The sequence below is a fragment of the Thalassovita autumnalis genome (genome assembly GCF_001458255.1).
Taxonomy (GTDB): Bacteria; Pseudomonadota; Alphaproteobacteria; order Rhodobacterales; family Rhodobacteraceae; genus Thalassobius; species Thalassobius autumnalis.
In genome coordinates this window covers 270,316-292,833 of the sequence record NZ_CYSB01000040.1, presented here as the reverse complement: position 1 = coordinate 292,833, position 22,518 = coordinate 270,316, and the positions used below count along the sequence as shown (strand labels likewise).

General features: G+C 59.6%; 23 protein-coding genes. 14 read left to right on the top strand and 9 right to left on the bottom strand.

From position 1 onward, the window contains the following. The first annotated feature begins 39 nt into the window (after positions 1–39). The 4 genes from TL5118_RS18130 (at position 40) to TL5118_RS18115 (ending at position 4,746) form a co-directional block, all read left to right on the top strand. Positions 40–1,350: a helix-turn-helix transcriptional regulator gene (locus tag TL5118_RS18130; RefSeq protein WP_058244258.1), complete on the top strand. Its 1,311-nt coding sequence runs from the start codon at positions 40–42 to the stop codon at positions 1,348–1,350. Positions 1,351–1,418: 68 nt separating this feature from the next. Continuing rightward, positions 1,419–1,787, top strand: a complete 369-nt coding sequence (locus TL5118_RS18125) for a response regulator transcription factor (RefSeq protein ID WP_058244257.1) — start codon at positions 1,419–1,421, stop codon at positions 1,785–1,787. Continuing rightward, entirely contained in the window at positions 1,784–2,062 is a 279-nt protein-coding gene (locus TL5118_RS18120) for a hypothetical protein (RefSeq protein WP_058244256.1), read from the top strand. The genes TL5118_RS18125 and TL5118_RS18120 overlap by 4 nt, the downstream gene beginning before the upstream one ends. Beyond that, positions 2,062–4,746, top strand: coding sequence for an ATP-binding protein (locus TL5118_RS18115; protein ID WP_058244255.1), 2,685 nt, complete (start codon positions 2,062–2,064; stop codon positions 4,744–4,746). Before TL5118_RS18120 ends, TL5118_RS18115 begins: the two co-directional genes overlap by 1 nt. Positions 4,747–5,006: 260 nt before the next feature. Here TL5118_RS18115 and TL5118_RS18110 read toward each other — a convergent pair whose 3' ends face one another. From TL5118_RS18110 to TL5118_RS18095, 4 genes are all read right to left on the bottom strand, one after another. Then, positions 5,007–5,420 (bottom strand): protein tyrosine phosphatase family protein, encoded by a 414-nt coding sequence (locus tag TL5118_RS18110; protein ID WP_058244254.1) that lies wholly within the window; start codon positions 5,418–5,420, stop codon positions 5,007–5,009. Between the two features lie 10 nt (positions 5,421–5,430). Beyond that, positions 5,431–5,862, bottom strand: coding sequence for a DUF6691 family protein (locus TL5118_RS18105; RefSeq protein WP_058244253.1), 432 nt, complete (start codon positions 5,860–5,862; stop codon positions 5,431–5,433). Continuing rightward, a complete protein-coding gene (locus TL5118_RS18100; RefSeq protein WP_106404243.1) occupies positions 5,862–6,287 on the bottom strand; it encodes a YeeE/YedE family protein in 426 nt (141 codons plus the stop codon). The genes TL5118_RS18105 and TL5118_RS18100 overlap by 1 nt, the downstream gene beginning before the upstream one ends. Positions 6,288–6,399: 112 nt before the next feature. Beyond that, positions 6,400–7,263 (bottom strand): MBL fold metallo-hydrolase, encoded by an 864-nt coding sequence (locus TL5118_RS18095; protein ID WP_058244251.1) that lies wholly within the window; start codon positions 7,261–7,263, stop codon positions 6,400–6,402. Between the two features lie 152 nt (positions 7,264–7,415). Between TL5118_RS18095 and TL5118_RS18090 the strand changes: the two genes are divergently transcribed. The 3 genes from TL5118_RS18090 (at position 7,416) to TL5118_RS18080 (ending at position 10,239) form a co-directional block, all read left to right on the top strand. Next, the gene (locus TL5118_RS18090; protein ID WP_058244250.1) at positions 7,416–7,742 is read left to right on the top strand and encodes a TraR/DksA family transcriptional regulator; all 327 of its coding nucleotides are present in this window, start codon (positions 7,416–7,418) and stop codon (positions 7,740–7,742) included. A 38-nt stretch (positions 7,743–7,780) separates the two neighbouring features. Further along, on the top strand, positions 7,781–8,023 hold the full coding sequence (locus TL5118_RS18085; RefSeq protein ID WP_058244249.1) for a hypothetical protein: 243 nt from the start codon (positions 7,781–7,783) through the stop codon (positions 8,021–8,023). Between the two features lie 125 nt (positions 8,024–8,148). Further along, positions 8,149–10,239, top strand: a complete 2,091-nt coding sequence (locus TL5118_RS18080; RefSeq protein ID WP_058244248.1) for a 3-hydroxyacyl-CoA dehydrogenase NAD-binding domain-containing protein — start codon at positions 8,149–8,151, stop codon at positions 10,237–10,239. Between the two features lie 43 nt (positions 10,240–10,282). Here the strand turns inward: TL5118_RS18080 and TL5118_RS18075 are convergent, their stop codons facing one another. Beyond that, a complete protein-coding gene (locus TL5118_RS18075; protein ID WP_058244247.1) occupies positions 10,283–10,498 on the bottom strand; it encodes a hypothetical protein in 216 nt (71 codons plus the stop codon). Between the two features lie 160 nt (positions 10,499–10,658). Here TL5118_RS18075 and TL5118_RS18070 point away from each other — a divergent pair, with 160 nt between their 5' ends. After that, a complete protein-coding gene (locus tag TL5118_RS18070; protein ID WP_242601812.1) occupies positions 10,659–10,946 on the top strand; it encodes a DUF2312 domain-containing protein in 288 nt (95 codons plus the stop codon). A 96-nt stretch (positions 10,947–11,042) separates the two neighbouring features. Here the strand turns inward: TL5118_RS18070 and TL5118_RS18065 are convergent, their stop codons facing one another. Both TL5118_RS18065 and TL5118_RS18060 read right to left on the bottom strand, forming a co-directional pair. Beyond that, positions 11,043–11,723 carry a methyltransferase family protein gene (locus TL5118_RS18065; protein WP_058244246.1) on the bottom strand — a complete coding sequence of 227 codons (681 nt, stop codon included), beginning with the start codon at positions 11,721–11,723 and terminating at the stop codon, positions 11,043–11,045. A gap of 242 nt (positions 11,724–11,965) precedes the next feature. Further along, positions 11,966–12,844 (bottom strand): hypothetical protein, encoded by an 879-nt coding sequence (locus TL5118_RS18060; protein WP_058244245.1) that lies wholly within the window; start codon positions 12,842–12,844, stop codon positions 11,966–11,968. A 96-nt stretch (positions 12,845–12,940) separates the two neighbouring features. Here TL5118_RS18060 and TL5118_RS18055 point away from each other — a divergent pair, with 96 nt between their 5' ends. Beyond that, entirely contained in the window at positions 12,941–14,599 is a 1,659-nt protein-coding gene (locus TL5118_RS18055; protein ID WP_058244244.1) for an ABC transporter permease, read from the top strand. Between the two features lie 260 nt (positions 14,600–14,859). Continuing rightward, on the top strand, positions 14,860–16,461 hold the full coding sequence (locus TL5118_RS18050; RefSeq protein ID WP_058244243.1) for an FMN-binding glutamate synthase family protein: 1,602 nt from the start codon (positions 14,860–14,862) through the stop codon (positions 16,459–16,461). Between the two features lie 219 nt (positions 16,462–16,680). On the opposite strand, the gene TL5118_RS18045 is transcribed toward TL5118_RS18050, so the two are convergent. Then, positions 16,681–17,016, bottom strand: coding sequence for a DUF6476 family protein (locus TL5118_RS18045; RefSeq protein ID WP_058244242.1), 336 nt, complete (start codon positions 17,014–17,016; stop codon positions 16,681–16,683). Here TL5118_RS18045 and TL5118_RS18040 point away from each other — a divergent pair. The 4 genes from TL5118_RS18040 to TL5118_RS18025 all read left to right on the top strand — a co-directional run bounded on the left by TL5118_RS18040 (position 17,015) and on the right by TL5118_RS18025 (position 21,490). Next, complete coding sequence (locus tag TL5118_RS18040; RefSeq protein WP_058244241.1) at positions 17,015–18,052, top strand: RluA family pseudouridine synthase; 1,038 nt, start codon at positions 17,015–17,017, stop codon at positions 18,050–18,052. The genes TL5118_RS18045 and TL5118_RS18040 overlap by 2 nt on opposite strands. Before the next feature lie 254 nt (positions 18,053–18,306). After that, positions 18,307–19,203 carry an RNA polymerase sigma factor RpoH gene (rpoH, locus tag TL5118_RS18035; protein ID WP_058244240.1) on the top strand — a complete coding sequence of 299 codons (897 nt, stop codon included), beginning with the start codon at positions 18,307–18,309 and terminating at the stop codon, positions 19,201–19,203. 312 nt (positions 19,204–19,515) lie between these two features. After that, entirely contained in the window at positions 19,516–20,457 is a 942-nt protein-coding gene (locus TL5118_RS18030) for a hypothetical protein (RefSeq protein WP_058244239.1), read from the top strand. 64 nt (positions 20,458–20,521) lie between these two features. Continuing rightward, complete coding sequence (locus TL5118_RS18025) at positions 20,522–21,490, top strand: Gfo/Idh/MocA family protein (RefSeq protein ID WP_058244238.1); 969 nt, start codon at positions 20,522–20,524, stop codon at positions 21,488–21,490. Positions 21,491–21,577: 87 nt separating this feature from the next. On the opposite strand, the gene TL5118_RS18020 is transcribed toward TL5118_RS18025, so the two are convergent. Next, positions 21,578–22,498, bottom strand: a complete 921-nt coding sequence (locus tag TL5118_RS18020) for a dipeptidase (protein ID WP_370701690.1) — start codon at positions 22,496–22,498, stop codon at positions 21,578–21,580. Between the last annotated feature and the right edge of the window lie 20 nt (positions 22,499–22,518).

The window sequence follows — 22,518 nt, the reverse complement described above, 5'->3', positions numbered from 1 at the left end:
TGCATTGCAGAAGCGCTTTGATTTTTATGGGAAAAGAAAATGCCGCAGGGGCAGCTTACCGGGACAAGGATCCGCGAAAGGCGGATCATGCAGGGAATGCGACAGGCCGAATTGGCGCAAAAAGCCGGTATTTCGGCCTCATATCTCAATCTGATCGAACATAACAGGCGCAGAATCGGCGGAAAACTCCTCCTGTCGCTGGCCGAAGTGCTGGGTGTGGAACCTTCGATCCTGTCCGAAGGGGCCGAAGCGGCGATGCTGGCCACACTTGGGGAAGCGCGCGCCGCCGATCCCAGCACCGCCCCGGTTGAAGAAACGCCCGAGGCTTTTGCCGGTCGTTATCCGGGCTGGGCCGAGCTGTTGACCCGCCGCCACCGCAGGGTGTTGGAGCTGGAACGGACAGTGGAAACCCTGACCGACCGTCTGACCCATGACCCCTATCTTGCCGCCGCGCTACATGAGGTGATTTCCACCGTGACGGCGATCCGCTCGACCGCGGGGATTCTGGCCGACACCCCGGAGTTGGAGCCGGAATGGCGTGACCGGTTCCACCGAAACGTCAACGAAGACGCCGCGCGATTGGCGGAAAGTGCGCAGGCGCTGGTGTCTTATCTGGATGAGGGTGCGGAAGAACAGGGCGGTCTTGCCTCCCCTCAGGAGGAGTTGGAGGCCTTCCTGAAGGATGCGAATTATCACTTTGCGCAGTTGGAAAATGGCAAACGCAGTGAGGTCGAGACCATCCTGCAAGGCGCCGATGTTCTGCAATCTGTCGCCGGTCGCGGTTTCGCGCGCAGCTATCTGGAACGCTATATTGAAGACGGCCGTGACATGCCGCTGGACCAGGTGCTTGCCTGTGTGCGCGAGTATGGTCCAGACCCGTCGTCGGTGGCGCAGATCTTTGGCGTCAGCCTGTCGCGCGCGATGCGGCGGATGGCTGAACTGCCTGCAGCGGACGGCATTCCTGCGATCGGATTGGTCAGCTGCGATGCCTCGGGCACGCTGATTTTCCGCAAAGCCATCGAAGGTTTCGCCTTGCCGCGGTTTGGCGCAGCCTGTCCGAAATGGCCGCTGTTTCAGGCGCTCTCACGCCCCATGGTGCCAATCCGGCAGGTGGTGGAACAGGATCCGCGCGGCGAAGCGGCCTTTGTGGCCTATGCGATTTCAGAGCCGGCAACGCCGCCCAGGTTTGGCGAAGATCCGTTGTTTCACGCTCATATGCTGATCGTATCACAAGCCCCCGGCGCACGGCGGGCGGAGCGTGCGGTGCCACTTGGCGTGAGCTGCCGGATCTGCCCATTGCAGGACTGCGCTGGCCGGCGCGAGCCATCGATCCTGACGGATGGGTTTTGACTTGTCCCCTGAATGTGGCAATAACAGTCAGGGAATTTTGAAATTGAGTGCTCAAGGGGGGGCGATACATGGGCAAACATGTCCTTGTCATCGAAGATGAGCCAAACATCATCGAGGCGATTTCTTTCATATTATCGCGTGACGGCTGGACTGTTGCGACCCATTCAAACGGCCATGATGCTGTGGATGTGGTGCGCGACAAGAGCCCCGATTTGGTGATTCTGGATGTCATGCTGCCGGGAAAATCCGGTTATGACATTCTGACGGAACTGCGCGAAGGCGAGGCAACACGGGATCTGCCGGTGTTGATGCTGACCGCGCGTGGCCAGAGCAAAGACCGCGATCTGGCCGAGCGGATCGGGGCCAGTCGGTTTATGACCAAGCCCTTCTCTAACGCCGAAGTTCTGGAGGCCCTGCGCGAACTGGTGCCGCAATGAGCCGCAAGCAATCGCCCCTGTTTTTGGAACGGCGCAGCTATCGCTTGCGGCGTTTGATGGATGGGGCGCGGTTGATGCCGTTTCTGGGCGCTGCGCTGTGGGCGATCCCGCTGCTCTGGACCCGCGAAGGCGGCGCGCCCGTCTCAACCTCACGGGCGATGCTCTATATTTTCTCAGTCTGGTTCGTGCTGGCCTGCCTGGCGGCTGTGCTGTCCATCTGGCTGGACGGCAAAGCCGAAAGTGAGCGATCAAACCCGCAGGAGGGCCCGCGCTGATGGGAACATTGAATATCCTCATCGCGGTGTGCCTTGGCTATGTGGCGCTGTTGTTTCTGGTGGCCTTCATGGCCGAACGGGCTGCACTCAGGGGGCGGGCGAAATGGCTGCGCTCGCCTTTTGTTTACACATTGTCGCTGTCGATCTACTGCACCGCCTGGACGTTTTATGGCGCCGTTGGCTTTGCTGCGCGCTCCGGGTTGGAGTTTCTGACCATCTACATCGGGCCAACACTGGTGATGATTGGCTGGTGGTGGGGCCTGCGCAAGCTGGTGCGGATCGGACGCACCCAGCGCATCACCTCAATCGCTGACCTCATTTCCTCCCGTTATGGCAAGTCGCCCTTGCTGGCGGTCTTTGTGACCCTGATCGCTGTGATCGGGACCACGCCTTATATTGCGCTGCAACTTCAGTCAGTTACGCTGTCCTTCGCCAGTTTTTCGGCCAATGCGGATGAGGCGGGCCAACTGGGCGATCATGACGCTACAGCCCTTTGGATCGCCGCTGGGCTGGCCCTGTTTACCGTGTTGTTCGGGACCCGAAATCTGGATGCCAACGAACGCCACCACGGGGTGGTCATGGCCATCGCGCTGGAGGCAGTGGTCAAGCTGTTTGCACTGGTTGCGGTGGGGATCTTCGTGGTCTGGGGTATTGGCGGTGGGCTGTCGGCAACGCTGGACCGGATCGATGCCTCGGCCATTGGCACCTGGCAGGTGCCGGATGGGCGCTGGGCGGCGCTGACGCTGCTGTCGGCGGCGGCCTTCCTCACCCTGCCGCGGATGTTTCAGGTGCTGGTGGTTGAAAATGAGGACGAAAACCACCTGCGCACCGCCAGCTGGGCCTTCCCGGCCTATCTGATGTTGATGAGCCTTTTTGTGGTGCCCATTGCGGTGGTCGGTCTGGACCTGATGCCTGAAGGCGCCAACCCCGATCAGTTTGTCCTGACGCTGCCGCTGAGCCAGGGGCAGGAGGGGCTGGCGATGCTCTCGTTCCTGGGCGGGTTTTCCTCAGCCACTTCGATGGTGATCGTGGCGGCGATTGCGCTGTCAACGATGGTGTCGAACCATATCGTGATGCCGATCTGGCTGCGCCTTGCCGAAGGTGGCGCGATGATTTCCGGCGATGTCCGCCATGTGGTCCTGCTGGCGCGTCGCCTTTCAATCGCCGGGGTGCTGGCACTTGGCTATCTGTATTACCGGTTCTCCGGTGGTGGGGAGGCGCTGGCGGCCATCGGCCTGATCTCTTTTGCTGGGGTGGCGCAGTTCCTGCCGGCGCTGATGGGTGGGATTTTCTGGCGCGGAGCCAACCGTGTGGGCGCCTTGGCTGGACTGACCGTCGGCTTTGCCATCTGGGCCTTCACCCTGTTCCTGCCCAGCTTCGGTCCGGGTGTTTTCCTGCCAGAAACGGTATTTGAGGCAGGGCTGTTTGGCAATTCCTGGCTGCGCCCTGAGGCGCTGTTTGGGATCACCGGGCTGGATCCGCTGGTGCATTCGGTGATGTGGTCGATGACCCTGAACACCGCCGTGTTCATCCTCTTGTCGTTGCTAACCTTCCCGCAGCCGCTGGAACGTTTGCAGGGCGCGCAGTTTGTGAATGTGTTCCAGCACACCGGCAATCCGCAAGGCTGGTCCGGCGGCGTGGCGCAGGCCGAAGATCTGATGGTCATGGCGCAGCGGATCTTGGGCCCAGTGGAGGCGCAATCGCTGTTCCAGCGGGCTGCGACGGCACAGGGGCTTGCGGGCTATCTGCCTGATCCGACGCCAGAATTTCTGCAAATGCTGGAACGCGAGATGTCGGGCTCGGTTGGTGCGGCGACGGCACATGCGATGGTTTCTCAGATCATGGGGCGGGCCACGGTTTCGGTTGAGGATCTGCTGGCAGTGGCCGATGAAACCGCCCAGATGATGGAACATCAAAGCCAGCTGGAGGCGAAATCAGCCGAACTGACCCGCACCGCCAGACAGCTGCGGGCGGCTAATGACAAGCTGACCCAGCTGTCGGTGCAGAAAGATGCCTTCCTCAGCCAGATCAGTCATGAGCTGCGCACGCCGATGACTTCGATCAGGTCGTTTTCGGAAATCCTGCGCGATGCCGAGGAACTGGGGCAGGAGCAGCTGACCAAATACGCCAATATCATCCATCAGGAGGCGATCCGCCTGACCCGCCTGCTGGACGATCTGCTGGATCTGTCGGTGCTGGAAAACGGTCAGGTGAACCTCAACATTCAACGCGGATCACTGACCGCTTTGTTGGATCACGCGACGGCCTCTACCGGGGTCAGCGGGGCCGGGCTGCGCATTCATCGGCGCGGTCTGGATCTGGATGTGGAGATGGAAACCGATCTGGACCGGCTGTCGCAGGTCTTCATCAACCTGATCGCAAATGCCAAGAAATACTGCGATGCCCCCCGGCCCGAGTTGACCATTCGCGTGGCCCAACGGGACAACTATCTGGTGGTGGATTTCACTGACAATGGATCCGGGGTGCCGCGTGACAAGCAGGATCTGATCTTTGAGAAATTCGCCCGAGTGAGCGACCAGAAAGCGGGCGGCGCGGGGCTGGGGCTGGCGATTTGCCGTGAGATCATGTCGCGCCTTGGCGGTGCGATCACCTATCTGCCGGGGCAGGGCGGTGCCTCATTTCGGGTGACCCTGCCGATGCGGATGCGTCAGGCGGCAGAATGATAGGTGCCGCTTAGAGTAAGTGTTGGTTCGCGAGGACTTCTTACTTGAGCAGCGCCCGACCCTCCTCACGGGAGGGCGCTTTTTCGGAGTTGTGACTGGCTGAAGCGCTGCGCTTTGTTACAACGTCGCGCGCAAGAGTGGCGTCTATTGCGCCCACCCAGTGTCGGGCGCTGCTCTCAGCTCTGGGCCCAAAGAAAGGGCATAGAAAATGCCGGGCAATGAAACATGCCCGGCATTAACTGTTTTGTGTTACCCGCGGTTCAGCCTTCCAGATGCGGCCGCAGTTGTTCCAGCATGTAGCCAGCCTGCGCGGCAGTGCCTAGGATCTCATCAGCGGAGGCTTTGCCAGCCTGGCTGAGTGCCCAGATTACCGTGCAGCGGGTGCCCGAGGCGCAATAGGCCAGAACAGGGCCGTCCGCCGCATCAACCATCTCAAACTGCTTCACCACGTTGTCGGGCGTCATCGTCTGATGGGTCAGCTCCAGCACTTCAAACTGGATGCCCGCGGCCGCGGCGGCGGCGGCCATTGCATCGGCCTGATGGCTGGGCGGATTTTCAACATCTGGACGGTTGCAGATCACCTTGGTGAAGCCTGCCGCCTTGATGGCGGCAAAATCTTCGGGGTTGATCTGCGGCGAGACGGAGTAGCGGGGTGTAATCTGACGAATATCCATGTACTCAGCCTTATTCTGCGGGAACCGCCCTGTCCAGTGTCACCCGCACGCCGGGTGCTACTGCCATGCCGGCGATCATCGCTGCGACAAAGACCCAATGGCCGGCACCGCCATACGACAGCGAGGCAATCGATGGTCCGGGGCACAGCCCCGCCAGCCCCCAACCTGCACCAAACAGGATCGATCCCAGCACCAGGTTGCGGCCCAGACGGGGCGCTGGCGGGGCGGGAAACTCACCACCGGCCAGAGGTTTGCGCCCTGGCACCAGCAGCCAGGCAATGGCCATAGGGATGATCGCACCCCCCATGACAAAGGCCAGCGTGGGATCCCAGTTGCCGAAGATATCCAGCCAACCCTGCACTTTGGATGTGTCGGTCATACCGGACAGAAACAAGCCGGTGCCAAACAGGCCACCTGCGATAAAGGCATAGAACAGTCGCATCAGATCACCCCCAGAATGTGGCGGAACAGGATGACGGTCAGCCCGCCTGCCATGATGTAGAAAACAGTGGCCACCATGCCGCGCAGCGACAGGCGTGAGATACCGCAGACCCCGTGGCCCGAGGTGCAGCCGTTGGCCAGACGGGTACCAATGCCAACCAGCAGACCCGCAGCGATGATCACGATCCAATTGTCGGTGATATGGGTGTCAACCGGACCGGTCAGGGGCAGCAAAAGGATCGGCAGCACAAAGACACCGGTCAAAAACACAACCCGTTCTGCCCATGTGGACCAGCCTGAGCGGTCAACAAGACCACCGATGATGCCGCTGGCGCCCATAATGCGCCCGTTGGCCAAGAGGTAGACGGCGCCACCAAGGCCGATCAGCAGACCGCCTGCCAGGCCCCAGAGCCAGTCTGCGGGGATTGCACTCAACATCGCGTTTCCTTTCCTGGATGTTGTCATAGTTTACCTTTCCTGCGCCGCAGTTCGCATGTGGGCGCAGGCAGGAAGAGCTTAGTAAATGTGGTAGGCGGGATCAGAGCTTGTTGACCGGCACCTTGAGGAAGACGTCACCCTCTTCATCCGGTTCGGGCATCTGGCCCGCACGCATGTTCACCTGTAGGGAGGGGATGATCAGCTTAGGCATCGCCAGTTGCGCATCCCGCTCATCGCGCATTTTGACAAAGTCGTCCTGCGCGGTGCCAGCACCGATGTGCACGTTTTTGGCTTTCTGTTCGCCGACCGTGGTTTCCCAGGCATAATCTTCGCGACCGGGTGCCTTATAGTCGTGACCAACAAATATGCGGGTCTCATCCGGCAGGGTCAGGATCTTCTGGATCGATTGGAACAGCATCTCGGATGAGCCACCGGGGAAGTCGCAGCGCGCAGTGCCAAAGTCAGGCATGAACAGAGTGTCGCCAACAAAGGCCGCATCGCCCACCACATAGGTCAGACAGGCCGGGGTGTGGCCGGGCGTATGCAGGACGTCCAGACGCATCTGGCCGATATGGATGCTGTCACCTTCAACGAACAGCTTGTCAAACTGGCTGCCGTCGCGCTGGAACTCGGTGCCTTCATTGAACACTTTGCCAAAGGTGTCCTGCACGATCTTGATCTGGTCACCGATGCCGATTTTTCCACCCAGCTTCTCTTGCAGGTAGGGGGCAGCGCTCAGGTGATCGGCGTGGACATGGGTTTCCAGCAGCCACTGAACCTCCAGCCCTTCTTTTTGAACATAGGCGATGACTTCATCTGCCGATGCGGTGTCCGTGCGGCCGGAGGAATAATCAAAATCCAAAACGGAATCGACGATTGCCGCGGCTTTGCCCGCAGGGTCCTGCACCACATAAGAAATGGTGTTGGTGGCGTTATCGAAAAAGGCGGTTACGAGCGGGGTCATGGGTGTATCCTCTGAATTTGTGAAAAACATATAACAATATTCGAATACGTTTCAACCCCCTTGTTGGGTTTCCGTGCAGGGTTGACATGCATCAAGGCGCTAGACCCTGAAATTATGCCAAACTTTCTTTGTTTCGTTAAGGAGGGAACGCCATGATTGCGCTGGATATCCGACGTGGACAGTTGCTGGACCGCCTGCAGGAGCTTGACAGCCGCTTGCATGGGATTGAGGCCGAGTTGGACAGTCCGCACTCCAAGGACTGGGAAGACGCTGCGGTCGAACGCGAGGGCGAAGAGGTGCTGGAGGGGTTGGGGCAGGCCGGTCAGGAGGAGATCCGCCGTATCCGCGCCGCGCTACAGCGCATGCGGGAGGGCGAATATGGCTACTGCGTGCAATGCGGCACCGAAGTGGCGGAGGACCGATTGAACCTGCTGCCCGCCACCCCGTTCTGTGCGTCCTGTGCGGCGAAACAAGGCTGAAAGCCGGGTAGGGTGACGTCTTACATGGGAGGAAGGTTATGAAACAGAAAATGCAAGAACTGCTGGCGGAGATTGAGCGGCAGCTCCTGCAGCAGCGACCAGAGGATCTGCGGGATGCAGTGATGGATATCACGCAGGACCTACGTGGCCTGGTTGCCCGTCTCGAAGCGGCCGTGAGTGCCGCAGCTGGTGAGACAGCGAAGACGAATGCCGCCTCTCAGGCGACTTCTGCGGCGGATGAGGATCCGCTGGAAGGCTATTTTGACAATATGCCGGTCTGAGTTTCTGGCCGGACGACGCCCAAAGCAAGCGTGACGCAACCTCAAGGCGGGGCTTGCTTTTTCCCTGCCACCCTTGGCACAGTAAATCATCCAAGGGGCGTGAATTGGCCACGCAAGGAGGCAAGGTGGCAGAACAGGTTAGCCTGCAGGTGCAGGACGGCATTGCAATACTGCGGATGGAAAACGGACCGCAAAACACCCTGTCGCCGGATTTACGCGCGGCGCTGATTGCTCGTTTCAGCGCGTTGGCGGATGAGGATGAGGTTTCAGCGGTGGTTCTGACCTCTGTGGGCGCCGCCTTCTCAGCCGGTCTGGACATCGGTGAGTTGGGCCGCCCCGTGCAAGAGCCGGGCCTGATGCAGCTGACCTCGCTTCTGGCTGAATTTCCCAAACCGATTGTGGCGGCCCTTAGGGGCAGGGTGCTTGGCGGCGCCGTGGATCTGGCGCTGGCGGCACATGCGCGGGTGGCCTCTGCAGATACCCATGTGGGATTTCCGGCGATGGCCATGGGGCTGCTGCCTTTGGGCGGTGCAACGCAACGCCTGCCAAATATCCTGCCGGCCTCATCGGCACTCAGGATTTTGCTGGGTGAGGGGATGTTCGCTGTCAGCTCAACCGTGATGGACGGCTTTGCTGAGGTCGTGGCTGATGATGCCGTCCTTGAGGCGCAGGCCGTAGAGCTGGCAAAACAGCTGGCCAACCATCCCGATCAATGGGACCGCGCGCGGTATGCGCGGGTATCCGCAGCCGACCCGATCGCGACCCAAGCGGCGCTGCAGTCGGCGCGCGGCCAGTACCATGGCAAAGTGGCCCCTTCGGAAACCAAGCTGATTGAATGTGTGGAGGCCAGTCAATTGCTGCCGCTCGCTGCAGGTCTGGCGTTGGAGGAAACGCTGGCTGAGGATTGCCGTCAGTCGGACTATGCTGCCGGACTGCGCCATGCCTATCTAGCACGCCGCCGCATTCAGCACTTCCCGGAACGGGCTGAGGCCAAACCGCGCCCGATCCGTCACCTTGGGCTGGTTGGTGGATCCGCCAATGCCTGCGCCATCGCGGCGATCGCGGCGACACGCGGCACAGCTGTCACGATCTATGAACGCAACGCCGCCGCCGTGGCGGAGGCTGAGGCGCGGGTGGAAAAGGCCTGTCAAACACTGGCCGGGCGCGGCGATCCGGCGGCTGCACTGGCCCAGATACAGGTCACCGCCCAGCTGCAGGATCTGGCCGCGGCCGATTTGGTTCTTGAAACTGTGGGTGAAAGTGTCGAAGCCAAACAGCAGGTGTTTCAGGCCCTTGATCAAGTGCTGCCCCGCGATGCCATCCGGGCCAGTCACTCAGCGCTATTGCCGATGGCGAATCTGGCCAAGGGGCAGGCCGCGCCAGAAAACTTCCTTGGCCTTCACTTCCACGCCCCTGTGTTGCGCGGCGAACTGGTAGAGCTGATCACAGGGCCTCAGACCTCCGCAGAAACGCTGGTAACGGTGGCCGAGTTCATCACCGGCCTTGGCCGGTTGCGCCTGCGGAACGGCGGTCATCCCAGCAGCATGGCCGAGCCGATGCTGGCGGCCCTGCGCGAAGTGGGTTGGTATTTCCTGCTGCAGGGCATCAGCCCCTATGCCGTGGACCAGGCGCTGATTGATTATGGGCTGCCCTACGGCGTTTTTGCCGCGATGGACCGGGTTGGGCTGGATGTTCTGTCCCGTCGTCTGGCGCTGGTGGCGGCATCCTTGCCTGTGACCCACGCCACATTGTTGCAACTGATGCAGCAGGACGGGCGGCTTGGCCGTCACGGCGGGCGTGGGTTCTACCTGTGGCCTGATCCGCAGACGCCCCGGCCTGATCCAGAACTGAGTACGCTGTTAAATGACGCGCAGCCCTGGCGCACACCGCCGAAACCTGCCGAAATTGTTGAGGTGACCCTTGCGGCATTGGCCAATCAGGGGGCCAAGCTGCTGCGGGCAGGGGCGGCGGTGCGGCCTTCAGATATTGATGCACTGATGGTGCTGTCGCAGGCATGGCCACGCCGTCAGGGCGGACCGATGCACAGCGCAGAACAACACGGCATGTTTGCGATCCTACAGATCCTGCGTCACCGCGCTGAGGAGGTGCCAGCCCTATTTGACCCTGACCCTGCCTTGGCAGCGATGGTCAAAAACGGTCAGACTTTTTCGGATCTCAATGGCATCGGGCGCAACCGGGTGGTGCTGCCAGCCTGACCGCGCCTTGTGGCGGGCTGGCCAACCCCAATCCGCGGTCTGATCAGCCGAGGAAAATGCCCATCACAACCATCATCAGGCCAAAGACCGACAGGAACAGCGCGCCCATGTTCAGCGGCACCACTTTTTTGACGGCTTCGCGCATTTCTTCATCGCTCAGGCCCGCCTTTTTGGCGCCGGCCACTTTAAAGATACAGTAGAACAGACCAAACAGACCCGCCACCGACATTGCGGCCCCAATCCAAATCAACCATTCCATCGTTTTGGTCCTACTCTCTGGCTCTTTCACGATCTCTGAGGCCGAGGCCTAACCGATCCGCCGCGCCGTTGCAATGTGGCGCAAATTCGCAAGCGCTCCGACGTCGCTTTGCGAAGGGCTTGCGGGGCGCGGACAGGGGCGATAGGGAAGGGGAAACTCAATGGAGATGAGCGCCATGGAAGACGAAGATTACAAACAGGACAAAGATTCCAGCTACCGCGTCACCGCGGATGAACTGCGCCAGTTCATCGAACGGTTTGAGCGTCTGGAAATGGAAAAGAAAGACATCGCCGACCACCAGAAAGAGGTGATGGCCGAAGCCAAAGGCCGCGGTTATGACACCAAGGTCATGCGCAAGCTGATCGCGCTGCGCAAGCGTGACAAAGACGACATCGCCGAGGAAGAGGCGGTGATGGAAATGTACAAAGAAGCGCTGGGCATGTCCTAAGGTCCGCCACTTTGGTTCATTAGAAAACCCGGCCTGGTAGGGCCGGGTTTTTTGTTGTCTTGCGGGGCGGCAATTTCTTCCCCCCTGCTGCAGGGCTTAATACACAAAAGGCAGGAACTTGGCCGTTTTGGCCGCATAAGCCTTGAACGGATCGCCGTAACGGTCTGCCAGATAAGCGTCGAGTGGTGGGATGTGGTAAAAGATGAACATGAAGGTCATCAGCGCCGGGATCGAAAACGCCCAGAGTGACGCGGTCAGCAAGGCCCAGCCGGTGAACAGAATGCTGTCACCTAAGTAGTTGATATGCATGGAATAGGCGAACAGGCCGCCAGTGTAGCACTTGCCTTTGGACGAGGGGCGTTTCTTCCACGCGCGCCGCTGCAGTTCCGAGCCGGTGTTCAGGTATGAGCCCAGCAGTAACAGTGCCAGTCCCAACCCGTCCCACAGGCTGAGCGGTGTGGCCTCCCCCGACAAAGCACCTGCGCCGAGCAGCAGAAAGCCAAGTTCAAACACTGCGATGAAGAGGGTCAGGCCCAATCCTTCGGACAGCTCTACGCGGCGCTGGAGCAGGACAAACAGGGTGATCATGTGGCGAAGGAAATAGAGCGCCGCTGCCAGCGCCAGAATTTTGGCGCGGGTCGGATCGGCCCAGTCCAAACCCCCAAAAGCCAACCAGAAACAGATCGCCACGATCGTGCCGTGCAGCAGGGCAAAGGTCAGTTTTGGACCCAAAGAACGGTCATGGCTGCGGTCAACGCCGCCGTATTTTGTGCTCATCTTCAAAGTCTCCAGTCAAATAGCCCCGGTGCATCAACCTAGTCCGAGGGTGATTTTATTTCGTCCGTATGGACTAAATAGGGATGGATGCGGAGCGGTCAACGGTAAAGAAGAATTTTTTGGACCATTTGGTCTATAAAAATTGTAAGCAAAAGCTAAGCACGGAACGCGGTTCCGGGACTGCGCGATAGAGCAGTTTTTCAAATTCTAATTGACGATTGGAGGCTGGTCCGGACGAAGCGCTAGGGCTCAATCATAGTAACGCCGGGGAGGCGGGAGATTTGGAAGACGTCTTCGTCGTAAAGCTCAGTGAGGCTATCAACCATGTCTTCGGTCCAACCGGGCAGGTCGACTTCTTCTTCCAGCTCATCCTCTAATGCGAATTTATCCAGGAAGGCGGCGATCACGCGGCGTTTTTGCATCTCATTCATATTGGGATGCTCTTTGAGGTACCCGCGGAAGCGCTTCATGCCTTCTTTGTTCATGATCTCAGACAAGAGATCGAAGCCGCCGATGATCTTCTCATTATGTTCCAGCGCGGCCATTTCCCGCACCAGCTGCGCCCACAACAGCGGGCTGTCCTCATTGCACCAGACGTGGATCTGCGCCTGCGGCACCGCTTCGCGCAGGCGGGTGATCAGCTCACTCCAACGGACATCACGCGGATCCGCGCCGCCCATGAAATCCAGAAAGTCGTCAGTGGGTGATTGCGCATAAACCGCGGGAAAGAAGGTCGCCGGATTGCGGATGGCCAGAAATAACTCCACCTCATCACGCTCAAAAATCTCACAAAAGCGCGTCAATTTGCGTTCGGCGCCGGGGTAGATGACACCCTTGTTGATCGCCACCTTGGGGACCGAGAAGAAGTGTTCGTTGGAAAACAGGATACGTTCGGGATGATCCGCGCCATCCAGGATTTCTTCCAGCAGGGTTTCGCGGGCGTCAGGCGCCAGCGGACCCTTTTCCATTGCTTGCAACACATCGCGGATTAAACGCCGGTAGGCTGTAGGCCGTGGCACGGCGATGCCTCGTTTGAAGAAACTGTCACGGTTTTTCAGCAGGCAGCGGACCAGGCGATCATCATCAGTGTTATGCGCACCGGCGTGCAGGACAACTTGCATCGAATTTCCAGAATAGCGGCAAGGATGGAATGGCTTGTTTTCAGCACTATAAGGTCTTTTCTGGACAGTTAAACCGCTTTCAGGCATGGAGCAGCTATGAGTGATACATCGGCCCCCGCTACAGTTCGCAAATCCATCCTGACGCGGTGGAGCCCCTGGTCCATCGGCGCAGCCTTGATTGCCGCGCTGGTGCTGATGCCGATCGTGGCCGTAATCTGGATTGCCTTTAATCCGACAGACAATATCTGGCCGCACCTGCTGTCCACCACCTTGCCGCGCTACATGCGCACCACCGTTTTACTGATGTTGTCGGTGGGGATTCTCGCTGGAACAGTTGGGACCTGTGCGGCCTGGCTGATCGCGCGTTACCGCTTTCCAATGTCGCGTTGGCTGGAGTGGTTGTTGCTGCTGCCGCTGGCGATCCCGGCCTATGTGGGTGCCTATGCGCTGGTTGATCTGCTGGAATACGCCGGGCCGGTTCAAACCTGGCTGCGCAGCATAATGGGGTGGAAAACATCGCGCGATTACTGGTTCCCGGAAATCCGCAGCTTTGGTGCGGCGGTGATTGTGCTGTCGGCGGCGCTCTACCCTTATGTCTATCTGCTGGCGCGACAAGCGTTTCGCGAACAATCCGCCGCGACGGAAGAGGTGGCGCGGTCCCTGGGGTCTGGCGCCTTGGGCCGGTTCTTGCGAGTTGGACTGCCGCTGGCGCGGCCTGCCATCGCGGCGGGTATGGCGATTGCGATGATGGAAACGGTGAATGACTTTGGCACCGTGGATTATTTCGCGGTGCAGACGCTGACCACCGGGATCTTCACCGTTTGGCTCGAGAGCAATAATGCAGGCGGCGCGGCGCAGCTGGCTTCGGTGGTTTTGGTCTTGGTGATCTTTCTGGTGACCATGGAAAAGGTCAGCCGTCGCAAGACGCGCTTTTTTGCCATGACAGGCCGCCACCGTGCGGTGGAGCCGGTCAAACTGTCGGGCCTGCCGGCAGTGGCGGCCATGGTGGCCTGTGCCATTCCCTTTGCGATTGGATTTGTGCTGCCGGTTGGGGTGATCCTGCACCACGCGCTGAAAAACGCTGAGGTGTGGCAGGATCCGGCGCTGTACACTGCCTTGGGGAACACCGTTTACGTTGGCGGCATCGCGGCGGTGCTGACGGTTCTGGCGGCGGTCTTCATGGTTTACGGCGTGCGCCTGTCCGGGCGGCAGCTGCCGCGCCTGCTGCTGCCGATCACCACAATTGGCTACGCGGCCCCCGGCGCTGTTCTGGGGGTTGGTATCCTGATCCCGCTGGCGCTGTTTGACAATTGGCTGGCCGATTTGATCGAGGGTGCGACAGGTGTCGATATTGGCCTGATCCTCACCGGATCATCGGTGGCACTGATCTTTGCCTATGGGGTGCGGTTCTTTGCCATTGCGCAAGGGGCGGCGGATGCGGCGATGGGGCGGGTTTCGCCCAGCCTGCCGATGGCGGCGCGGTCGCTGGGGCGCAGCAAGGGGCAGGTGTTGCGGCAGATTTATGCGCCGCTGATCCGTGGCTCCGTCGGGTCTGCCTTGCTGCTGGTGTTTGTGGACGCGGTGAAAGAACTGCCGGCCACGCTGCTGTTGCGCCCGTTCAACTTTGACACCCTGGCCACACGTGTGCACGAACAGGCGTCTTTGGAAAATCTGGGCGACGCTTCGCCTGCTGCGATCCTTGTGGTTCTGGTAGGCCTCTCTGCGGTGGTATTGTTGGCACGCGCCAACCGTTAACCCCACGCAGCGGCTGCAAAAAGCTCACGAAACTGTGCCCAAATTTTGGGCAAAACAGGACTTTCGGCCTAGGTCCTGACGGGATAACCTGACCCGAACGGAGAGCGTCATTGGGGGAGGGACCAGGCGATGCATCATCCGCACGACCTGCCAGCCCCAGGGCCAGGCAACGGGTCAACCCTTTGGGATGGCCCGCATTTTGCAGACCTGTCGCAATGCGCTGTCCGAACTTCGGACCCGTCTAACAAAGGACATCTGCGATGGGACGCTACCTGATCTTCTTGATCGTTACGGCATTGACCGCGCTGTCATTGCTGGCAGCTGCTTTTAACTCATGGTTTTTAATCCCTTTTCTTATCTTCTCGGCCTTCACGATCTTAGGCATCCGCGATTTGGTGCAACCGCGCCATGCGATCCTGCGGAACTATCCGGTGATCGGCCATATGCGGTTCCTGTTTGAAGGGATCCGCCCGGAAATCCGTCAATATCTGATCGAAAGCGATCAGGATGAGGAACCGTTTTCCCGCGATGCCCGGTCGCTGATTTATCAGCGCGCCAAAGGGGTGGAGGACAAGCGGCCCTTTGGCACCCGGCAGCGCGTATACGACTCGGGCTATCAGTGGATCACCCATTCGGTGGCACCCAAGGATATCGAAGATCACGATTTCCGCATCACCGTTGGCGGTCCTGAATGTAAACAGCCCTATGAGGCCTCGATCTACAATATCTCCGGCATGAGTTACGGGGCGCTGTCGGCCAATGCGATTCTGGCGCTGAACACCGGGGCCAAAAAGGGTGGCTTTGCCCATACCACCGGTGAGGGCGGTATCAGCCGCTACCACAAAGAAGGTGGGGGCGATCTGATCTACCAGATCGGTTCGGGCTATTTTGGCTGTCGTACCCCTGAGGGCCGGTTTGATCCTGAAAAATTCACCAAGGTGACGTCAAACCCGCAGGTGAAGATGATTGAGGTGAAGCTGAGCCAGGGTGCCAAGCCGGGCCACGGCGGGGTTCTGCCTGCGGCCAAGATCACCCCTGAGATTGCCGAAGCGCGGGATGTGCCGATGGGGCAGGACTGTGTATCGCCCGCGCGCCATCCGGAGTTTGAGACACCGATTGAGCTGTGCCAGTTCATTGCCCGACTGAAGGAACTGTCAGGCGGCAAGCCGGTGGGGCTGAAAATGTGTATCGGTCACCGGCGGGAGTTCATGTGTCTGGTTAAGGCGATGCTGGAAACGGATATCGTGCCTGACTTTATTGTTGTGGACGGCAAAGAGGGCGGCACCGGTGCGGCGCCGGTGGAATTTGCCGACCATCTGGGCATGCCCCTGACCGAAGGTCTGACCTTCGTTCACAACACAATGCGTGGGGTGAACCTGCGGCACCGTCTGAAAATCGGCGCTTCGGGCAAGATCACCTCGGCCTTTGATCTGGCGCGTATCATCGCGCTCGGGGCGGATTGGGCGAACTCGGCGCGGGGCTATATGTTTTCCATCGGGTGCATTCAGGCGCAGGCCTGCCACACCAACCATTGCCCTGTGGGGGTCGCCACGCAGGATCCGCTGCGCCAGCGCGCCCTCAATGTGCCGATCAAGTCCGAACGGGTCTACCGCTTCCACAACAACACCATGCATGCGCTGGCTGAAATGACCGGCGCTGCCGGGTTGGATCATCCAAGTCAGTTCCTGCCGCACCACCTGCTGATCCGAGAAAAAGACGCGGACATGAAAACCGGGGATGAGGTCTATCCCTATCTGCCCGAGGGCTTCCTGCTGCGGAACGAAGATGTGGGGGGCGGCTACATGAAACGCTGGGAACGCGCCCGCGCCGAAAGCTTCGCGCCGGTGGATTACATACCCTGAGGATTTACTGAGCTACAAAAACGAACGCCTGCCAATCGGCGGGCGTTTTTTGCTTCCAGTTTGGGCCGTGCCTGACCTTGGGGAGGCGCTTGAAAACAGGGGTGGCTCGGATTGGTTCTCCACAAGGGACGCCTTGCTGTATAGTAAAAGACATCGCAAATGCGCCTTCCCGGGGGGAAGGTCAGGCGCGGCACGGGCTGACGCCCGCGCTAGAGTGTCTTACTTCGCAGTCTCGCCCTGATGCAGCTCAATCACCTGTGACAGCTCACCCGTGGCGCGGCTGTAGATCAGCACCTGGTCATCTTCGGTCACCACCGCCTGCCAGCGTTTGGTCTGGGTGTAGGCCTCAGCCGTCACACCATCGGGCAGAACCAGCGTTTCAGGGAATTCCAGCGATTTGTCGTTGAAGCGGATGACAATCACCGCGATCAGCACTAAAAGCCCGACAATCATCGTCCCTGTCAGCCCTGTCACCAACAGGCGCAGGAATTTCAGCTCCGCCGGCAGCTCGGCTGCGGGTGTCTCTTCGGTCTCTGGCTCTTGGGAGTTATCCATGTCGCTCACGCAGCTTTCCGTCACCATTCAGGCGGATCCGCCCAAACGCCTTGATAAGGCGCTTTCGCGCGATGTGCCAGCCGAAGCTGCGCTGTCCCGCACGCGGTTGGCGAAACTGATGGCGGATGGCATGGTCTCACGCGGCGGCGAAGCCCTGACTGATCCCAAGGGGCGTGTGGCCGAAGGCGACGTGATTGAGATCACCGTCCCGCAGGCGGAGGAAAGCCACATCGGCCCGGAAGAGATTGCGCTGGATGTGATCTATGAAGATGACGACCTGATCGTCATCAACAAACCGGTGGGCATGGTGGTGCATCCGGCGCCCGGCACACCATCGGGCACCTTGGTGAACGCGCTGCTGCATCATTGCGGTGATACGCTGTCGGGGGTGGGCGGATCAAAACGTCCGGGGATCGTGCACCGGATTGATAAGGACACCAGCGGCTTGCTGGTCGTTGCGAAATCCGACAAGGCGCACCACGGTCTAGCCGCGCAATTCGAAAAACACACGGTGGAACGCTATTATCAGGCGGTGTGTTACGGCGTGCCGGATGCCAATGATCCACGTGTGCGCGGGGTCAAAGGGGTGAACTTTGAAACCGGCAATATCATGAAGATCACCACCCAGCTGGCACGACACAAAACCGATCGCCAGCGTCAGGCGGTGCTGTTTGAGGGCGGGCGCCACGCCGTGACCCGCGTGCGTATTGTTGAGGCCTTTGGTAGCCCTGAAGTGGCCGCGCTGGTGGAATGCTGGCTGGAAACCGGCCGGACCCATCAGATCCGCGTTCATATGGCCCATGCCGGTCATTCGCTGATTGGCGATCAAACCTATGGCGGGCGGCGCAAACTGTCGGAGAAGACATTGGGTATCCGCGGTGTGAATGCCGCCAAGGACTTCCCGCGTCAGGCCCTGCATGCGGCGGTTCTGGGGTTTGTCCATCCGGTTACCGGCGACGAGATGCGGTTTGAGGCCCCTCTGCCCAGCGACATGACCAAGCTGATTGAGGCAATGCGGGTCGGCCCCAAAGGCTGAGGCGTGCTGATCCAAACATTCTTGCAGAGCCGCCATGCATTTATGGCGGCTCTTTTGTTTTGCGGTGGTGCGCGCGGACTGTCACAAACAGCACATGCGCGTGAGCGCACTGTAGCAGGGGTTTCCCCCGGGCGATTGTGCGCCAATATTACGTACAGCAGATGAGATTTTTCCAAGAGCGGCTCTTGAAAGGCGCTAACAGCGTTCTTAACTGGATGTTAAGCTCTTAAACATTAAACTTGGAACAGGGAACAATGGGCAACTACGCAAACCTCCCGGCACCGACCCCCGAAGGCGGGCTGAACCGTTACATGCAGGAAATCCGGAAATTTCCAATGCTGGAGCCGGAAGAGGAATACATGCTGGCAAAACGCTGGGTAGAGGAGCAGGACAGCGCCGCGGCCCACAAGATGGTGACCTCTCACCTGCGTCTGGCAGCAAAGATTGCAATGGGCTATCGCGGCTACGGCCTGCCTCAGGGTGAGGTGATTTCCGAAGCCAACGTTGGCCTAATGCAGGCTGTGAAACGCTTTGACCCGGAAAAAGGCTTCCGTCTGGCGACCTATGCCATGTGGTGGATCCGTGCCTCGATCCAGGAATACATCCTGCGCTCGTGGTCGCTAGTGAAACTCGGCACCACCTCGGCACAGAAGAAACTGTTCTTTAATCTGCGCAAAGCCAAGGCCCGCATCGGCGCCCTGGAAGAGGGCGACCTGCGTCCCGAGAACGTCAAACAGATCGCCAACGATCTGGGCGTGACCGAGGATGAGGTGATCTCGATGAACCGCCGGATGTCCGGTGGCGATGCCTCGCTGAATGCACAGGTGGGTGCCGAAAGCGAAGGCACCATGGAATGGCAGGACTGGCTGGAAGATGAAGATGCCGACCAGGCCGGTGACTACGCGGAACGTGATGAGTTGGAAGCGCGCCGTGAGTTGCTGTCACAAGCGATGGATGTGCTGAATGAGCGTGAGCGCGATATTCTGGTGCAACGCCGCCTGTCGGATGAGACCGTGACGCTGGAAGATCTGTCGGGCCAATATGACGTCAGCCGGGAACGGATCCGCCAGATTGAAGTGCGCGCTTTTGAGAAATTGCAGAAGCGGATGCGCGATCTGGCTGCAGAACGCGGTATGCTGGCGCTGGCGTAACTCTGCCGCGACGTGTGTGAAGCTAAACCTTGAGTAGTGCCTCTTGCCCTTATACGGGTGAGGGGCTTCTTTTTTGATTGCAAAGTCTAGGATTTGCCATGCGCTTCCGAAGGGAGCAGGGGCATGCTTTGGGTTAGCTATCCTTCTGTATCATTGAATGAATACAGGGGGCTTTATATTTTGCATCCAGAATTAAATAGACGAAGACGTGCGAGTGGCCGTGGTCAGGACGGATCGGGTGGAAGAGGTATCACTTCCCGAAATCAACCTTGGATTGCATCGCTTTTGGCGTCGTGATCGAGGACCCTTTTCATGAGCCGCTGTCTCATCCATTTGCCCCCTTCCCAAGCTGGCTTGGCCCATCCACAGGCCGCCGGATTTTATGGCGACCTCTGCCGTGCGCTACAGCGGTCTGGCTGGCAGGTCTCATTCCGGGTCGATCCGATCTCAGATGTGAAATCTGACTATGCGGGGGACCTGTTCCATATCGTGCATGAGGGCCAGATCGATCTGCCGAATGTGTTGAATACGGCACCGGGCCCCCTGCGCGATTTCTGGTACATGGATCCGTTGGGCACCGGTGAGGCCAGCGCCATTGCGGCTGCATCCTTTGATCCCATCACAGTGCCCGCCCATCGCGCGCGCGCTTTCTTTGAGCGCCAGCAGCGCCGCCTGGTCACACAACGCCAGTCCAAACGCCCGCAGCCTGATCTGACACAGGATTTCGGTCAGGGCCATGTCGCGGTTTTCCTTGGCCCGGAACAGGCATCCGAAGCTGGCGACATCAGTGATCTACAGATGGTGCAGGCCCTGTTGCAGCATCTGCCGGGCGACCGCCTTGTGGTCAAAGCCCATCCGGAGGGCCAGTCCGGGGCCGTTTGGCATGAGCTGCGCGAAATGGCACAGGATACACCAGCGCTGCAACTGGTGGAGGCCAATGTGCATGACGTGCTGAATGGCGCATCGCTCTGCTGCAGCCTTGGCTCCAGCGTGAGTTTTGAGGCGATGCTGCATGAGGTGCCCTCGCTGGTCTTCTCACCCGTTGGGTTCCATCACAATGTGCTGACGGTCACGGATCTTGCCGATTTTCCAGCTCTGGCCGTTGAGGCGCGCCAAAAGGACTGGCCCAACGCTGAATATCTCTTCTGGTTCCTGCGCCAGAACTGTCTGGATCTGACCGGCAAGGGGTGGAAAGACAAAGCTGTGGAACGTGTGGAGCACGCCATGCAGCAGTTGCCCCAGCGCGCCGCCTGATCGTCAACTTGCCTCCGGGTGCTGCGGCTCGTAAAGTCGCGGCAAAATCCACGGGAGCGCTAACATGACTGATCAACCTGTCCGCTGGGGCATTCTGGGCGCGGCCCGTTTTGCCCGCCAACATATGGCCCCGGCCATTCATGCTGCCGAAGGGGCGGAGCTTGCAGCGCTTGCGACCTCCAGTGCGGAAAAATTCGCTGAATTCGCCGCTTTTGCGCCGGGGATCACCCATCACAACAGCTATGACGACCTGCTGGGCGATCCCAACATCGATGCGGTTTACATCCCGCTGCCAAACCACCTGCATGTGGATTGGGCTATCAAGGCGTTGGAGGCCGGCAAACACGTCCTATGTGAAAAGCCCGTGGGCATGGATGTGGCCCAGATTGACCGGCTGATCGCGGTGCGGGATCAAACCGGTCTGCTGGCGGCTGAGGCTTATATGATCGTGCATCACCCGCAGTGGCAGCGTGCGAAAGAATTGATCGCAGATGGCACATTGGGGGAGCTGTGTCATGTCAACGCGGCTTTCACCTTCCGCAATCTGGATCAGGGCAACATCCGCAATCAGGCGGAAAAGGGCGGTGGTGGCCTGCGTGACATTGGTGTCTACACCCTCGGCTCCGCCCGTTGGGCCACAGGGCAAGAACCACAACGCCTGAGCCATGCGCGGGTTCAGATGGATTATGGCGTTGATGTCTTTGCCGATGTCGGCTTTGATTTTCCCGGCTTTACCTATCAGGGTTTCACCTCCATCCGCATGGCGAACCGGCAAGAGGTACATTTTCATGGCACGGAGGCTTTGCTGACCCTGACCTGCCCGTTTAACGCCAATGTGTTCGATCAGGCGGAGCTGCATATCAAACGCCCGGATGGCAGCACCACGGTGGAACGTTTTGCCGGCGTGAACCAATATGTGCTGCAGGTGCAGAACTTTGGTCGTTCCATCCGGCAGGGGGCGGCATACCCTTGGACGCTGGAACAGGCCCGCGGCACCCAGGCGATGCTGGATCAAATCCTCGCCACTGTCTGAATGAAGAAGGGGCGCCGCTGATGATGGCGCCCCTTTCAATGATCTCCAAATACTCCCGCCGGAGGCGTGCAGCCTAGCCGCTTGCGCTCACTTCAGACTGGCGCGCAGCACCCGCAGCATGTTGTCCCCCATCACTTTGCGGATCTGCGGCTCGCTCAGACCTTCCAGCATCAATGCGTGGGTCAGTGCGGCCAGCTCCGACGTGTCAAAAGCAGTCTCGACCGAACCGTCAAAGTCCGAACCCAGTGACACGTGATCTTCCCCCAGTGTCTCCACAGCGGCCTTGATCATCTTGGCAATGCCGGCTGGCGTGATGTCATCACAGGCGGCGCCGGTCCAATAGCCCATGCCGATGACACCCCCCTTGTCGGCAATCGCTTTCATCAGGCTGTCCTGGTAGTTGCGTTTGACCGGGCAATAGCCGTGCAAGCCCGAGTGGCTGACCACAATCGGTTGTTCAACCAGCGCCAGCACGTCGCGGGCCACGGCAGGGCTGGAATGGGCGACGTCAATCACCATACCACGTTTGGCGGCCTCACTCACAACGGCAGTGCCAAATTCGTTGAGGCCAGCGTTGCTGATCCCATGCAGCGATCCGCCAAGCTCGTTGTCAAAGAAGTGGTGCAGCCCGATCAGCCGGTATCCCGCATCCTCCAGCGCATCCATATTGGCAATGTCGCCTTCCAGCGCATGTGCGCCTTCGATGCCAAGGATGCCGGCGGTCACCTGCGATCCGTTCTGGCGTGCGGCAATCACCTCCTCCAGATCTGCCAAGGACCGGACGATTTTCAGGTGATCCGGTGCCTTGGCCTCAAAGCCAGCCAGCTTGTCAGCCTGATAGATCGCCCGCTGCAGCAGGCTGTCCCAGGTCCGCATCGGCCACAGCTGACCCACCGCAAGAAGGGTGATGTTGTCAAACGCTTCGGCGGAGTTCTGTTCGTAATTTTGGCCCGAAGGCGATTTTGTCACGGCGGTAAAGACCTGCATGCCCACGTTGCCTTCGCGCAGGCGGGGCAGGTCGACCTGAC